Origin of the sequence: Vibrio sp. ED002, from assembly GCF_023277445.1 — a bacterium.
Lineage (GTDB): Bacteria > Pseudomonadota > Gammaproteobacteria > Enterobacterales > Vibrionaceae > Vibrio > Vibrio jasicida.
In genome coordinates this window covers 530,395-546,981 of sequence record NZ_CP080238.1, presented here as the reverse complement: position 1 = coordinate 546,981, position 16,587 = coordinate 530,395, and the positions used below count along the sequence as shown (strand labels likewise).

The window sequence follows — 16,587 nt, the reverse complement described above, 5'->3', positions numbered from 1 at the left end:
TCTATTCTATATAAGGGTTTGAGGTTATCGCTGTATGAAACCGACGAATAATGCATCGCAAAGTACGATGTCCAAACCAAGCGGAAGCAAGAGTCTGATTTATAACCCAGCTTTTCGCTCTGCTATTTTCCAGATCATTGCCATCGCCGCACTGGTATTTTTCTTTTACACAATCATCAACAATGCACTAACCAATCTCGACGCTCGTGGTATCGCCACCGGCTTTGGTTTCCTTAATCAAGAAGCGGGCTTTGGTATTGGACTCACACTCATCGAATATGACGAAACGTTCTCTTATGGGCGTACGTTTGTCATTGGCTTACTTAATACTGCACTCGTGTCTGTGTTGGGTATTATCCTCGCAACCGTCATAGGTTTCGTTATGGGGATTGCACGCCTTTCTTCTAACTGGCTGGTCAGTCGTTTGGCGGCTGTTTACATTGAAACGTTCCGAAATATCCCTCTACTTTTACAGATCTTTTTTTGGTATTTCGCGGTTCTACAAGCCCTTCCATCTCCAAGACAAAGCTTAAGTCTTGGCGAATCCGTTTTCCTGAATGTGCGCGGTCTTTACTTCCCCTCACCGGTAATTGAAGCTGGCGGTGGTCTTGTGGTTGCAGCACTCATCATAGGTGTCATTGCAAGTTTCTTAATCAATCGTTGGGCTAAAAACAAACAGCGATTAACAGGCCAACAAACACCAATGGGACGAATTGTGTTCGGTCTAGTGATTGGTCTGCCTTTGGTGGTTTACTTTGTAACAGGCATGCCGATCTCTTTGGAGTACCCAGAATTAAAAGGCTTCAACTTCCGCGGTGGTATCAGCATTATTCCGGAGCTCGCAGCCCTTCTGTTAGCGCTAAGTGTTTACACTGCATCGTTTATTGCTGAGATTGTTCGATCTGGTATTAATGCAGTGAATCATGGTCAGACCGAAGCCGCTATGTCGCTGGGCTTACCAAGAGCAAAAACATTGAAACTGGTGGTGATTCCGCAAGCATTGCGAATCATTATCCCTCCTCTAACAAGCCAATACTTGAACTTGACGAAGAACTCTTCGTTGGCAATGGCAATCGGCTACCCAGACCTTGTTTCGGTCTTTGCCGGTACAACGCTGAACCAGACTGGACAAGCGATCGAAATCATCGCAATGACGATGGGTGTATACCTAACATTGAGCTTGATAACGTCGGCGTTGATGAACTTGTACAACCGAAAAGTAGCGCTGGTGGAGAGATAATATGAGCACACATCAATTTCAGCCTGATCTCCCACCTCCGTCCAATACCGTCGGTATTGTGGGATGGCTGCGCAAAAACCTATTCAATGGTCCAGTTAACTCGGTTGTTACCATCATCCTTGCCTACATCGTGTTTTCTGCACTTTGGAACATTGCGGATTGGGCATTCATTAATGCCGATTGGGTTGGCACAACGAGAGATGACTGTTCCCGTGAAGGCGCATGTTGGGTATTTATCAGTGTACGCTGGGAACAGTTTATGTACGGTTTCTATCCAGAAGCTGAACTGTGGCGGCCACGTCTGTTCTACATTACCTTGGCGATATTCACAGTACTCCTTGCTTACGAAAAGACTCCAAAACGTATTTGGATTTGGTTGTTCTTTGTGAACATTTATCCGTTCATTATCGCAGCATTGTTGTATGGCGGGGTATTTGGCTTAGAAGTGGTTGAAACACACAAATGGGGTGGCTTGCTGGTTACTCTGATCATCGCCTTAGTCGGTATCGTTGTCTCCTTACCTATTGGTGTGGCGTTAGCGTTAGGCCGTCGTTCCGATATGCCGATCATCCGCAGTATTTGTACTATCTATATTGAGGTATGGCGTGGGGTACCTTTAATTACAGTACTCTTCATGGCGTCCGTCATGCTCCCGCTCTTTCTTGCCCAAGGCTCAGAAACAGACAAGCTCATCCGCGCCCTAATTGGTGTTGTGATGTTTAGTGCCGCTTATATGGCAGAAGTGGTTCGTGGTGGCTTACAAGCCATTCCAAAGGGCCAGTACGAAGCCGCCGATGCGTTGGGTTTAAGCTATTGGAAAAAGATGGGGCTGATCATCTTGCCTCAAGCTCTTAAAATTACTATCCCTTCTATCGTGAACACCTTTATTGGTTTGTTCAAAGACACCAGCCTTGTGCTTATTATCGGTATGTTTGATGTACTGGGTATAGGACAAGCAGCGAACACTGACCCTGAATGGTTAGGCTTCGCTACAGAAAGTTATGTATTTGTCGCGTTAGTGTTTTGGGTATTCTGTTTTGGCATGTCACGCTACTCGATATGGCTCGAAAATAGACTTCATACCGGTCACAAACGATAACTCATCAAGATCAAGGACGTATTATGACGCAACAACAAGACTATATGATCCAGCTGAAGGACATGAATAAGTGGTATGGTGAGTTTCACGTACTAAAGAACATCAACCTCGATGTAAAGAAAGGCGAAAAGATTGTTATCTGTGGTCCTTCTGGCTCTGGCAAATCGACCATGATTCGTTGTATCAACCGCTTGGAAGAACATCAAGCAGGCAACATCTATGTGTCAGGCACCGAATTAACCGAAGACCTAAAGAACATCGAAGCCGTTCGTCGCGAAGTCGGCATGTGTTTCCAACACTTTAATCTTTTCCCTCACCTAACGGTCCTCGAGAACTGTACACTTGCCCCAATTTGGGTGAAGAAGATGCCAAAGGAAGAAGCGGAAGCCATCGCGATGCAGTACCTAGAGCGTGTTAAGATCCCAGATCAAGCAGATAAGTATCCAGGTCAGCTTTCAGGAGGTCAACAACAACGTGTAGCGATTGCACGCTCTCTTTGCATGAGCCCAAAGGTAATGTTGTTTGATGAACCGACATCAGCGCTCGATCCAGAAATGGTACGCGAGGTTCTTGATGTAATGGTTGAACTGGCTGAAGAAGGCATGACCATGCTTTGTGTAACACACGAAATGGGCTTCGCGAAAGAAGTTGCGGATCGAGTTATCTTCATGGATGCAGGTGAAATTATCGAAGAGAATAACCCTGTCGACTTCTTCGAGAATCCGCAATCGGATCGAACCCAGAACTTCCTCGCGCAAATTCTTCATCATTAATTAGTCGCAAAAAACGCTAAAAAAGTGAAGCGTCGATTCGAAAAAATCGGCGCTTTTTGTTTGCCTCAGGTCGATGTTACTAAAATCCAGTTGATTCAATACGTTGTAAATTTGTTCGATTTTACAAAAAAGTTCGTGAGGTAACCTTCATCCCTTTGATTGCCAAGCCCTTCCTAACTATGCAAGGCAGTAATATTGTGTTACAAGTTGCCACATACATAACACACTATTTCTATTATTATTTTGTTCTAGAGATAGACGTGTCGGGCTTGATTTTTTGAACTTTCGGGCCCATATATGTCTATATATCAAAGATAAGACGGTCCCTTATAGAGGAAGATTATGAACAGTCCTATGTTTTCACGCACTACTACTCAAGAGAGTGCTCTACAAACCAACAAAGTATTGCGTAATACATATGCACTACTTTCAATGACTTTACTATGGTCAGCACTGGTTGCTGGCGTTTCAATGGCGTTTAACTTGCCACGTCCGGGCATTATCCTGATGTTGGTTGGTTTCTACGGCTTACTATTCTTGACTGAAAAGAACCGTAACAACAGCATGGGTTTGGTATTCACATTCCTATTTACTGGTTTCTTGGGTTACACCATCGGTCCAATTCTAAACATGTACATCGGTGCTGGTATGGGCGATGTGGTTCTTACTGCACTTGGCGGTACCGCACTGTCATTCATGGCAGCTTCTGCTTACGCTCTAACGACCAAACGCGACCTATCTATGATGGGTGGCCTGATGTTGTCTCTATTCGTTGTTCTAGTAGTGGGCATGATTGCGAGCATCTTCATCCAATCAACTATCCTGCACCTAGCAATGAGCAGCTTGTTTATTGTTTTCTCTACCATGGCTATTTTGATGACTACGCAAGGCATCATCCGTGGCGGTGAAACAAACTACATCTCTGCAACGATTACGCTATACGTTTCAATCTACAATATCTTCATCAGCCTACTAAGCATTCTAGGCATCATGAACGACGACTAATTCGTTAGATTGAATCCAAGACTCAAAAGCCCGAAGTTATACTTCGGGCTTTTTCTTTTCACTTTTTAGCAGTGTCTATTCTGGTTCATAGATGGGCGCATCGTAGTCATACCCTTCATCGCTGTATGCCGTAACCATCGCGTCTTCAACTAATCCTGTCTCGGCTTTCACTTGAGTTTCAAAGAAATGTTGAATCTGCTTTCTTCGCCCATGCGCTGCCCAAGATTCTGCATCTTCCCAAATTTCATTAAACACAATCGGATAGTCATTTTTCATCGCACTGGGGTGATCAATTTGCCGAGTGAGCATATATTGGATGCATCCCTCTTCTCGATAGGAGTCTGGCTCTAGTGCTTTGAGTACTTCAAATAACTCGGCTTCTTTTCCTTCTTTTGGTTTAAATTGAGCTAAAACATAGACACGGCTTGTCATTCGATTTCCTTCATTGTTGAGTAGTGCTATCAAAAAGGTAAACGAACAATGAAAAAGTTCACGTTCAGTAACGATAAAGTGCGATACACATCGCCAGCAATAGCTGAATAAAACAAAAGGCAGTGAAATAACGATAACTCTGCTCTATTCCCACTAATAAAACAGAGACATTATTCCAAATTCAGCATAAAAATGCAGATACCAAAATACTCACCCCGATAATTTTCCAACAACGTGAATAAACTTACATTTTTGTGAATAATGAAAAAGTAGTTAGGCTCAACGCCTTTACCTTTACGTGAGCTCTCGATTGTGTAAATTTACTTCGCTCAGAAGCTTTCATAGATTCTTTTGTTGAGTCTAAGCTTCGCTCTACGCTACCCTATACACACCAGTGTTTACTTAGCGGATACAAAGCGATGTTCGTATACAACGGCAAAGAAATAGAAACCGATTCTCAAGGTTACTTACTTGATCACACCCAGTGGGAAGAAGGTATGATTGCGCTTCTAGCAAAAGATGAAGAAATCGAACTTACCGAAGCTCACTTAGAAGTAGTTCACTTCGTGCGTAATTTTTATGAAGAATTCAATACATCACCAGCAGTTCGAATGCTTGTGAAGGCAATGGAAAAAGCGCACGGCCCAGAAAAAGGTAACAGTAAGTACCTATTCAAATTATTTAAAAAAGGCCCTGCAAAACAAGCGACAAAATTGGCAGGATTGCCAAAACCAGCGAAATGCTTGTAGTACTCTAGTTTGCAAAAACACGACTAAAAAGATCACTGCTTATAAAACTATAAGATCTTAAATCCGCGGAAAGGTTTGTAAGATACACTCTCTTGGGTAACGCTATCTACTGTTGCCGTCCGCGGTCCATCCTCCAACCACGCCGAAAACGCTGCGATTTGCGCCTCTGTACCACAAGCGATTACCTCAACATCACCATTGTTCAAATTCTTTGCATACCCTGTTAAACCTAACTTCAAACCTTGATGTGACGTGTGGTATCGAAATCCTACCCCTTGAACATGCCCTACTATCAGAAACTTCTCACACTTTAGTACCATCCGTATACCGCTCCCTATATTTGAGTGATATATTATTTGCGTCTATTTACCCCACTAAGGATAGTGGGTTTTTATATGGTTATAATAATTATGAAAGAAATTCCCTTCCGTTGGATTGATAAGTATCTCATCCATCTAAAAATTCAAGAAAAGTTCTATTTACTCTTCTTTCTTCCTCTTCTTGCATTGGTCATTCTCACTTTAGTCTTAAACAGTGCTGCTGACTCCATGATTTCTGGTTTGTATCAGGAAGAATTAATGCTGATGAAAGGGCTAATCGAGGCTGGTAACCTTTCGCAATCTCAAGTTGCAAACCTTATTGCTGGCTCAGACACCATTACCTTTGGTACTGGTCCAGATTCCGTGTCCGTGCTGAATGGCGCATTTAGCCTTGTAGCAAACCATGAGCAGTCTTTATGGACCGCACTTTCTACAACGCAAGTCAGTATTATTCTTGTGACTCTATTCATCATCGCGATGGGTGTTTACTACATCATGACTTTCATCGGTGGTGCGATGTTTACGATGAACAAAGCGCTCAACACGCTGGCAGATGGTGATCTAACCGCGCGTATGAATTTCTTCCGTGTTCGTGATGAGTTCAGCGAAATCGCGATTACTATCGACAAAGTAGCGGATCGCGAACAAAAGATGGTTCAGTCGATTCAAGAATCCGTAGCGCTGATGCAGCAAATCAGCTCTGACCTTAACCTTTCGATTCACAACAGCTCTGAGATCTCTAATACCCAACAAGAGCACCTTAACTCACTAGCAAGTGCAACAGAGCAGATGGCTTCCACGATTCGTGAAGTAGCAACACTGGCTCATGACTCAAGTACACAAACTGATGATGCTCGCAGCGTCGCGCAATCAGGTCAGGTGAAAGTGGAAAATACCCTTCACTCTATTTCGAACCTTTCTACTGAGATCCAATCGGCATCTCAAGCGGTTGAAGAGCTAGATGCAAACGCAGCGCAGATTGATGAAGTGGTTACAACCATCAACGGTATCTCTGGGCAAACTAACCTACTCGCCTTGAACGCTGCAATTGAAGCGGCGCGTGCAGGCGAACAAGGTCGTGGCTTTGCGGTTGTTGCTGATGAAGTTCGTGCTCTTGCAGGCCGCACTCAACAAGCGACAGTAGAGATTCAAGCAATGATTGAAGCGCTACAACGTAACAGCCAATCACTGACTAAACTGATGGAAGTAACGGTTCACAATGCGAACGAAGGCCAAACTCTGATGGCTGAAGTGAACCACGAAATCGGCTCACTAGCAGACAAGAACCAAACTATCTCAGACAGCAGCATTCAAATTGCGACAGCAGCTGAGGAGCAAGGTGTCGTGGCAGACAATATCGCATCAAGCGTTGAAGAGATTCGCATACAAGCAAACAATGTATGTACGATGATCAGCACAACGTCGCAAAACGTTGAGCAGCTTCGAGCTCAAAGTGACACCATGGAGTCGCTACTGACTGGCTTAAAAGCGTAATCGCTAAAACGAATAACTAGGGTCACTTCGGTGGCCCTTTTTTGTGTCTGGAAAACCCATCCGTTACTCCACTCATCAGTTTATAATTAAAGCCTCTACAAATGATTGGATTGTCGATGGATATTGCTTTTGCGGGCAACATCCCGGACAATACGCCCCTTTCAAAATTCAACAAGAGCTAAAGAAATGACAGCTGCTATCTATTTGGTAAAAGGTCGTGAGAAATCGGTTAAGCGCAAGCACCCTTGGATCTTCTCTCGAGGCATCAGTAAAGTTGAGGGCGAACCAGCGCTCGGCGAAACCGTTGATGTATTCACTCACGACGGAAAATGGCTAGCTAAAGCAGCGTACTCACCAGAGTCTCAAATTCGTGCTCGCATCTGGAGTTTTGAAAAAGAAGAAATCAACAAAGCCTTCTTCGTTAAGCGCTTCAACAACGCTCAACTTCTTCGTGAAGACATTATCGAACGCGATGGCCTAACTGGCTACCGTCTTATCGCGGCAGAATCTGATGGTATGCCTGGGGTTACCATCGACCGTTACCAAAACTTCTTTGTGTGTCAGCTTCTAAGTGCGGGCGCAGAATACAACAAGCAAGTGATTGTTGATGCTTTGGTTGAGTGTTTCCCTGATTGCAACGTTTACGAGCGTTCAGACGTCGCGGTACGTAAGAAAGAAGGTTTGAAAGAAACCACTGGCGTACTGCACGGTGAAGAGCCACCAAAATCAGTGGTGATTGAAGAAAACGGCGTGAAAATCAGCGTAGACATCGTTGGTGGTCATAAAACGGGTTTCTACCTAGACCAACGCGACAGCCGCCAACAAGCGATGAAGTACGTGAAAGATAAAGAAGTTCTGAACTGTTTCTCTTACACTGGCGGTTTTGGTCTGTACGCACTAAAAGGCGGCGCAAAACGCGTTATCAATGCGGACGTATCACAACCAGCTCTAGACACTGCTAAGTTCAACGCAGAACTGAACGAGTTTGATATCTCTAAAAAACGCGCTGTGTTCCTAAACGCTGACGTGTTCAAACTACTACGCGAATACCGTGACCAAGGTACGAAGTTCGATGTTGTGATCATGGACCCACCGAAGTTTGCAGAAAGTAAAGCACAGCTAAACGGTGCATGTCGTGGCTACAAAGACATCAACATGTTGGCGATGCAAATTCTAAACCCAGGTGGCACACTACTGACCTACTCTTGCTCAGGCTTAATGGACCAAGTTCTGTTCCAAAAAATCATTGCTGACGCCGCAGTAGATGCAAACCGCCAAGTTAAGTTCGTAGAGCGTTTTGAGCAAGCTGCCGATCACCCAACGGATACGGCTTACCCAGAAGGTTTCTACCTAAAAGGTTTTGCGTGTAAGGTCCTATAATCGGGCTTAGTCATAGCCAACGATAAAGAATTGAAACATAGAAAAAGGGCCTGTTGGCCCTTTTTTATTATGAATCTAAATTAACTTTCGTGAGAGCCGATAAGACATCTCTTTCAAAGTCCATATTTCCGATGATCAAGTCGCTAAACTCGGAAGCTCCTTTTTCAATGACGATCGTTTGGATGGAATTACCCTCTTTGTGGGTGATTTCAAGCGATAGATCTTCGCCGTCCACATTTAGGTCGATACTATTGAGCAGCTCTTCAATGGTGTTATGCCCTGCATCTTCGACAACTTGGTTTAGATCTAGAGTATCGAGGTCTCGTTCAAAGCCACGCACCAAGTCCGTGCCGGAATCTAGTGAGTCATTAACCCATCTAAATATGTCCGCTTCGTTGTCATTACCAATTAAAATGTCATGGCTTACATCCACTTCCGCTTCGATGATGTTCGCAGTACCACCGCTCGCCGCGTTTACGCCACCATTTTCGTCAATCACAAACTGAAGTGTATTTTCAGATTGGTCACCATCGTTATCGGTCAGTACGTAATCGAAGTCTAACGGTTCTATTGTGTCGCCTACCGCTCCATAGAAGGCATATGCGCCATCATTCAAATCGACTTCCAACGAGTGCTTACTATCGATGTAGATAGTGAGCAACTTCGTGATATCGTCAAACGCATGTGAGATGTCGTTGTTGTTGTCTACAACCGTCAAGTCTGTACCGTCAAATGAATAAGTGACACCGTCATGTTCTATTTCGCTGATGTAACCGCCATCTGCACCAATACCTGTATCCGGTGATGTGGTGTACATGAGGTTACCACCAACAGGTTGAATCACAGACTGCAACATTACTGGAGGCAGCTGAGTTACGTCAGGCACGACTACACCATCAAGGTCTTGGTTCAAGAAACCATCGTAAGCAACACGGTCTAACTGATCAGGCATCAGGTTCACGCCCATGCCATAAGCCAGCGCTGTGATCTGATTATCAGAATCGGTCAAGTGATCTATCCAGCTGTTCTCACGAGCATCGTTGATGAATGATGAGGCTGGATTTGGTTGACCATCAGATAAGAAGTAGCTCACGTTTGATGCACTAGGTAATTTACCCGCATCATCCCAAGAGTCCTTCGCTTCATTAATTGCGCGATTGTAGTTAGTTGCACCGCCAGCAGTGAGTGTATCAATGTACGCTTTCGCTTCATCTACGCTTAACCATGTTGCCCCAGCAATAGCGTACGTTGTTGCCGAACCGCTGTATTTGATGATTTGAACCCGAGTCTGGCCAATCGATTCGTACTGATTTAATAACTGAGTTGCCGAGTCCTTCATTATTTGAAGGCGATTACCCGTACGCATCGAGCCTGAAACATCCATAATCAATTGAACGTTAGCGCTCTCTTTTGTTTCCGCGACCACATCATGAACAATGGATGTCGAATCAGGTGAATCATCTTCAATAACAACATTTGCTACCGCAGAGTTCGTCAAGCCAAGTGCATTCGAAACAACGACAGGAACCTCAATGTTTAAAGAGTCCTCGCCAGAAGTATCTGGGTGATCTATTGGACCAAGGAGTTCAGTAGAGATTGCCCCCGTATCACTAACCGAGATCTTAATAACCTCTTCTCCATCCGCTGAACCAACAAGCAATTGGTCGTTGTTGGCCAAGGTCCATGTGATTGCCTCACCGTTACTGGTTAGGTTCGCAGTTGGGACATTCAGTGCGACAGAGTCAACGGTTTGACCAAGTGTTAACTGATCCATATCTAACGTTGAATCTGTGGTGTCCATAAATCCATTCAACGCGAAGTCATCGGCAATAGCATTACCCAAACCCTCTTCAGAAACATTAAGCGTGACGCCTTCAACAATCTGAGGCGCATATGGATTAACCGCAAAATTCCCCGCTTTACTGTCACCATCGTTATCGGTAATCGTGTAACTGAAGTCGATATCACCATCACCACTTGGAGCGGTCAAAGGTACGTACTGGAAGAATTCCCACTTCCCGGTACTTGGCGTTAATTGAACTTCAAATGCCAACTCGCCGTTCGCTTCACCGACTAACCTGTTTGGGTTTTGAGGATCAATCGCAACACTAATAGCCATGCCATCAAGCGTTTCTAGACCACTCTCTGCACCATTAAGAACGATACTTCCTGGGCCATCAGCACCATAGAGTGCGCCTAAATTCCCCTCTGCTGTTGCAATTGGAATGGAGGAGTCAGCCCCAGTAAAGGTGATAGATTTGACGGTAAAGTCACTGTTGTCTGCGGTATTTGGCCCGTTCCCGTTGCCAGTTGCTTCAAGAATAACCTTGTCAAAACCACCCTGTTGAACACTAAAGTTAGCCGCATAGTCACCACTTGCCGCATCAGAGTTAAACGCTTGCTGTGCGATCAAAACACCATCTCGATAGAAAGACGCAAGACCTTCTTCTAGCTCCCCACCAAACATCTTCTCGAATTCGATCTCAGCCCCAAATGCAATCTTGTCGCCCAAGTCGATGACCAATTGCTCTGAGACACCAGTATCATTGGCAAAACGATAGTCCACTTCATTAGCAAGTGGATAGCCGTTATTACCGACACTTTTCACACCAATACCTGATGAAGTTTGATTAATCTCTGCGGCGCCAAGATCGGTAGACTCATTAGACAAAAATCCCAAGGCAGTCACTTCGACATCTCCGAAAGTTCGGCTTAATGCATCGGATTCATTACCAACAAAACTAATATTGCCGGTGAGAATTTCCGGGATATCTGCCAGCGACACATCTACGGCTTGAGAAGACGTTGGAACATGTGGACAATCATCCTCGACAACCACGCTCATACTTTGGGAGCTCGTGGTTTGACCATCACTCACTGAGATCTGCAAATCAAAGTCGATCAAATCTTCGACGTCATTAACTGGGTGATCGAGTGGCTCTAAGAGTGTGATGGTGTAACCCCATGTTCCTTGCCCTGCCGCATTTGGTTCTGTCAACACGACTGTTGCTATACTCGCAATACTTGCCGTCGATGCGGTGAGTGTTTGAGTATTGGCGTTCCAAGACCAAGTAACAGGTTCACCTCCAGATGCCAGTCCATTGGGGCCGGAAAGTACAACACTGACGTTCGTCGTATCAGGATCACTGACGGTGAATGAACCAACAAAACTCGCCGAGTTCGTGGAGTCTGAAGGAGTTCCCATAGTATCGGCGATACCATCAGGTAACCCTTCTTCAGAAACAATCGCATCAACCACATTACCGATGGCCGGAGGCGCGTCGTTATCTAAAATCGTACCAGTACCTTGCACTGGCGTATTTTGGGTAAAGGTTGCACCATCAAGCGTGAAGGTTTCGGAACTCTCAAAATCAGTGTCATTGATGGTGTTTACAGTAACGCTGTAGGTCGTGTCATTGGCTGGCACAGTTACATCAAATGTACCATCCGGATTCACAGCTACGACTTGGGTTGAGTTATCTGCATAAGTGATAGTCACAGAGCTGTCGGTGTAGTCCACACCACCATCTGCTGTGCCATCAGCGAGTGTCATGCTCACAACTGTATCGGTCGTACTTGGGTTACTTAACGTGACATCTAATGTGGCTGGATCACCTTCATTGACTGTCGCGCTGCTAATTGAAGCAATCACTGGACGGTCGTCATCTGGGTCAGGCCCCGGGCCGCTGCCATCATCGACAATCGTACCTGTGCCTTGCGCTGGGGTATTTTGAGTTAAGGTAGCGCCTGACAGTGTGAAGGTTTCGGGTCCTTCAAAGACATCATCATCGGTCGTATTAACGATAACACTGTAAGTGGTGTTATTAGCTGGAACAGTCACATCGAATGTACCATCCGGGTTTACAGCCACCACTTGGGTTGAGTTGTCTGCATAAGTGATAGTGACCGAGGTGTCTGTGTAGTCCACGCCACCATCGGCAGTGCCATCAGCAAGTGTCATGCTCACAACTGTGTCGGTCGTACTTAGGTTACTTAACGTGACATCTAATGTGGCAGGATCACCTTCATTGACTGTTGCGTTGCTAATTGACGCGACAACTGGACGGTCGTCATCTGGCTCAGGTCCCGGGCCACTACCATCATCAACAATCGTACCCGTGCCTTGTGCTGGAGTATTTTGAGTTGAAGTGGAACCTGACAATGTGAAGGTTTCAGGGCCTTCAAAGACATCGTCATTGGTAGTATTTACAGTAACGCTGTAAGTTGTATCGTTCGCCGGTACGGTAACATCAAAAGTACCATCTGGATTCACAGCCACCACTTGCGTTGAATTGTCCGCATAAGTAATAGTTACTGAGGTCTCAGTGTAATCAACGCCACCATCTGCTGTACCATCAGCGAGTGTCATACTCACAACAGTATCTGTCGTACTCGGATTGCTTAACGTGACATCTAATGTGGCAGGGTCACCTTCATTGACTGTCGCGTTGCTAATTGAAGCAACAACTGGACGGTCGTCATCTGGCTCAGGTCCCGGGCCGCTACCGTCATCAACAATGGTACCCGTGCCTTGTGCTGGAGTATTTTGAGTTGAAGTGGAACCTGACAATGTGAAGGTTTCAGGGCCTTCAAAGACATCGTCATTGGTAGTATTTACAGTAACGCTGTAAGTTGTATCGTTCGCCGGTACGGTAACGTCAAAAGTACCATCTGGATTCACAGCCACCACTTGCGTTGAGTTATCCGCGTAAGTGATAGTGACTGATGTATCAGTGTAATCAACGCCACCATCTGCTGTACCATCAGCGAGTGTCATGCTCACAACTGTGTCCGTCGTACTCGGATTGCTCATGGTGACATCTAATGTGGCAGGATCACCTTCATTGACTGTCGCGTTACTAATTGAAGCAACAACTGGACGGTCATCATCTGGATCAGGTCCCGGGCCGCTACCGTCATCGACAATGGTACCCGTACCTTGTGCTGGGGTACTTTGGGTTGACGTAGAACCTGACAATGTAAAGGTTTCAGGCCCCTCGAACACATTGTCACTGGTGGTGTTTACGGTAACGCTGTAAGAGGTGTCATTAGCTGGCACAGTCACATCAAATGTACCATCTGGATTCACAGCCACGACTTGGGTTGAGTTGTCCGCGTAGGTGATGATCACTGACGTATCAGTGTAATCCACACCTCCATCAGCTGTACCGTCAGCAAGAGTCATAATCACAACCGTATCGGTCGTACTTGGGTTGCTTAACGTGACATCTAATGTGGCAGGATCACCTTCATTGACTGTCGTGTTACTAATTGAAGCTACGACTGGACGGTCGTCATCCGGATCTGGACCCGGACCAGTGCCATCATCAACAATGGTGCCTGTGCCCTGCGCGGGAGTATTTTGAGTTGAAGTGGAACCTGATAACGTGAAAGTTTCAGGACCTTCGAAGACATCGTCACTGGTGGTGTTTACGGTAACGCTGTAAGAGGTGTCATTAGCTGGCACAGTTACATCGAATGTGCCATCCGGATTTACTGCTACAACTTGCGTTGAGTTGTCTGCATAAGTAATGGTGACTGAGGTATCGGTGTAATCTACGCCACCATCTGCTGTGCCATCAGCAAGCGTCATACTCACAACAGTTTCTGTCGTGCTCGGATTGCTCAGGGTAACGTCTAATGTCGCTGGGTCACCTTCATTGACTGTCGCGCTGCTAATTGCAGCAACCACTGGACGGTCATCATCCGGTTCTGGGCCTGGTCCACTACCATCATCAACAATGGTACCCGTGCCTTGCGCTGGGGTATTTTGAGTTGAAGTGGAACCTGACAACGTGAAAGTCTCAGGACCTTCGAAGACATCGTCATCGATAGTATTCACCGTAACGCTGTAGGTTGTATCATTCGCAGACACAGTCACATCGAACGTACCATCTGGATTCACGGCCACCACTTGCGTTGAGTTATCTGCATAAGTGATGGTGACTGACGTATCGGTGTAGTCCACTCTACCGTCAGCAGTACCATCAGCAAGTGTCATGCTCACAACTGTATCGGTCGTGCTTGGATTGCTCAAGGTGACATCTAATGTGGCAGGATCACCTTCATTGACTGTTGCGTTGCTAATTGAAGCAACAACTGGACGGTCATCATCTGGATCAGGCCCCGGGCCACTGCCATCATCAACAATGGTACCCGTGCCTTGTGCTGGTGTGCTTTGTGTCGATGTTGTACCAGTCAGCGTGAAAGTCTCCGCACCTTCCAAAATATCGTCATCGAAGGTATCGACCGTAACACTGAAAGTCGTTGTGTTTTCGGGTACATTTACCTCAAACGTACCGTCTGGATTCAGTAACACGACTTCGCTGGTATTATCTGAAAACGTGATCGTGACGGTTGTGTCCGAAAAATCCACACCACTTGTCGCAGTATCACCTGCAAGTTGCATGGTGACTACGGTGTTTGTTGTACTCGGGTTACTGAGATTTACGACAAGCGTAGCCGCCTCGCCCTCATTTACCGTTGCATCCGTAATAGATGCAACATTAGGTCGATCATCGTCTGGATTTTGCCCAGGACCATCACCATCATCGCTTATGGTTGCTGTTCCTTCTGCGGGCTCTTCTTGAGTAGGTGTACTTGCAGTGAGCGTAAACGTTTCATCCCCTTCAAGTATTTCATCATTGTTCGTTACGACCGTGATAGAAAAGTCAGTATCATTTGCAGGAACCATCACTGTGAAAGAACCGTCCTCTGCAACGCTTACAGATTGCGATGTACCGTCTGAGAAGGTAACCAAAACAGATGTGTTATCGAAGTCACTCCCTCCTGTTGCACTGCCGTCGGCAAGTGTAAGAGTGACAGACGTTTCAGATTCACTTTGATTGCTTAAGACGACCTCAAAAACCGCAGGCTCTCCCTCATTAACGGTGACATCTGAGATAGAAAGCACAGTAGGACGATCATCATCAGGATTCTCTCCCGGACCATCCCCATCATCGCTGATGGTTGCTGTGCCAGTGACGGGGGCTTGTTGATTTGGCGTTGAACCACTGAGAGTGAAAGTTTCATCACCTTCTAAAAGTTCATCATTAAACGTTCGTACAGTGACAGTAAAAGTGGTCGTCTCGCTTGGTACAACAATAATGAAATCACCATTTTCATCGACGCTCACTTGCTGCTCTGTGCCATCTTCAAAAGTAATCGTCACGATGTTATTGAGGAAGTCAACGCCACTGTCTTCTTGTCCACCTGACGCACTGCCATCATCCAAAGAAAACACTAACTCGGTCTCGTCGCTTGTTGGCCCATCAAGAGTGACATCAAAGTTTACATCTTCACCTTCGCTTACCGTTGGACTTGATATGTCCTGTATGATGACGTCAGCAATTTGACTCGGTTGTGAGACAAAACCACTAAAATACAACTCTAACAAGGTTAAGATCTGTGTTTCTGAAAGGCCAAGAGAGGCCAACCCTACTGTTTCGAAATCAGTCGCAGCAAGACTTTCAGCACCAGTCCGATCGATTACGCCACTCGCCTGGGGACTCGAACCCTCACTCTCACCCGCTGCTGGTTCAAATTCTGTTCCTAACAGTGTTGGGTCATCACCTTGTGCTATCGCCTCTACAACTCTCGCAACGTCGTCTGTAATTTCTATAGGCTCCTGACTTTCCTGAGTCACAATCCGCACGTTAGGCGTAGATTCATTCGATAAATCAGAGACTAGCACTTCACCTTGAGCCGGAGCTTCGCCCTGTTCCAACTCTCTTAAATTACCGTCTAAACCGATAACCACTGTCTGGCCCAATAATGAGCGTAAGGTTGCATTATTCATAGTTACCTCGACTCGCATCGTGCTGCGTCAAAAGTTTGTCACCTCATCATTTACGACTATAGTTTAGTCAAAATAATCGCAAATTTTGCTTACCTACACGGTTCTCAGAGCTTTACTTTCCTAGGGGCGGGACAAGTGAAGATCGATAAAGCCAAACGGTTCAAAAGCGCTATGACCTTAAAATATCAGGATTTTTTTTGAGGAATTTCGCTTAAAAAATAAGCAAACTTAGTCATATGTGCTACGGTGTTATAAGGGGTCAGGCTGAGAATTAACCTCAAAAGCCTAGGGATAACA

At 45.6% G+C, this 16,587-nt stretch carries 10 protein-coding genes; 7 read left to right on the top strand and 3 right to left on the bottom strand.

The features are described from left to right. The first annotated feature begins 34 nt into the window (after positions 1-34). The 4 genes from ITG12_RS02775 (at position 35) to ITG12_RS02760 (ending at position 4,117) form a co-directional block, all read left to right on the top strand. Entirely contained in the window at positions 35-1,240 is a 1,206-nt protein-coding gene (locus ITG12_RS02775; protein WP_038873025.1) for an amino acid ABC transporter permease, read from the top strand. A gap of 1 nt (position 1,241) precedes the next feature. Continuing rightward, positions 1,242-2,339 (top strand): amino acid ABC transporter permease, encoded by a 1,098-nt coding sequence (locus ITG12_RS02770; protein ID WP_038881964.1) that lies wholly within the window; start codon positions 1,242-1,244, stop codon positions 2,337-2,339. Between the two features lie 23 nt (positions 2,340-2,362). Then, the gene (locus tag ITG12_RS02765; RefSeq protein WP_038873031.1) at positions 2,363-3,112 is read left to right on the top strand and encodes an amino acid ABC transporter ATP-binding protein; all 750 of its coding nucleotides are present in this window, start codon (positions 2,363-2,365) and stop codon (positions 3,110-3,112) included. Positions 3,113-3,454: 342 nt separating this feature from the next. Beyond that, positions 3,455-4,117, top strand: a complete 663-nt coding sequence (locus ITG12_RS02760) for a Bax inhibitor-1/YccA family protein (RefSeq protein WP_005446774.1) — start codon at positions 3,455-3,457, stop codon at positions 4,115-4,117. Between the two features lie 75 nt (positions 4,118-4,192). Here ITG12_RS02760 and ITG12_RS02755 read toward each other — a convergent pair whose 3' ends face one another. Next, complete coding sequence (locus ITG12_RS02755) at positions 4,193-4,549, bottom strand: antibiotic biosynthesis monooxygenase (RefSeq protein WP_038881963.1); 357 nt, start codon at positions 4,547-4,549, stop codon at positions 4,193-4,195. 419 nt (positions 4,550-4,968) lie between these two features. On the opposite strand from ITG12_RS02755, the gene ITG12_RS02750 reads away from it, so the two are divergent. Then, positions 4,969-5,298: a TusE/DsrC/DsvC family sulfur relay protein gene (locus tag ITG12_RS02750; RefSeq protein ID WP_038873035.1), complete on the top strand. Its 330-nt coding sequence runs from the start codon at positions 4,969-4,971 to the stop codon at positions 5,296-5,298. 47 nt (positions 5,299-5,345) lie between these two features. On the opposite strand, the gene yccX is transcribed toward ITG12_RS02750, so the two are convergent. Next, complete coding sequence (gene yccX, locus ITG12_RS02745) at positions 5,346-5,618, bottom strand: acylphosphatase (protein ID WP_038881962.1); 273 nt, start codon at positions 5,616-5,618, stop codon at positions 5,346-5,348. A gap of 90 nt (positions 5,619-5,708) precedes the next feature. Between yccX and ITG12_RS02740 the strand changes: the two genes are divergently transcribed. Together ITG12_RS02740 and ITG12_RS02735 are read left to right on the top strand one after the other, a co-directional pair. Next, positions 5,709-7,112: a methyl-accepting chemotaxis protein gene (locus ITG12_RS02740; protein WP_248873579.1), complete on the top strand. Its 1,404-nt coding sequence runs from the start codon at positions 5,709-5,711 to the stop codon at positions 7,110-7,112. Between the two features lie 186 nt (positions 7,113-7,298). Next, on the top strand, positions 7,299-8,492 hold the full coding sequence (locus ITG12_RS02735; protein ID WP_038881960.1) for a class I SAM-dependent methyltransferase: 1,194 nt from the start codon (positions 7,299-7,301) through the stop codon (positions 8,490-8,492). A gap of 67 nt (positions 8,493-8,559) precedes the next feature. On the opposite strand, the gene ITG12_RS02730 is transcribed toward ITG12_RS02735, so the two are convergent. After that, positions 8,560-16,290, bottom strand: a complete 7,731-nt coding sequence (locus ITG12_RS02730) for a Calx-beta domain-containing protein (RefSeq protein WP_248873577.1) — start codon at positions 16,288-16,290, stop codon at positions 8,560-8,562. Between the last annotated feature and the right edge of the window lie 297 nt (positions 16,291-16,587).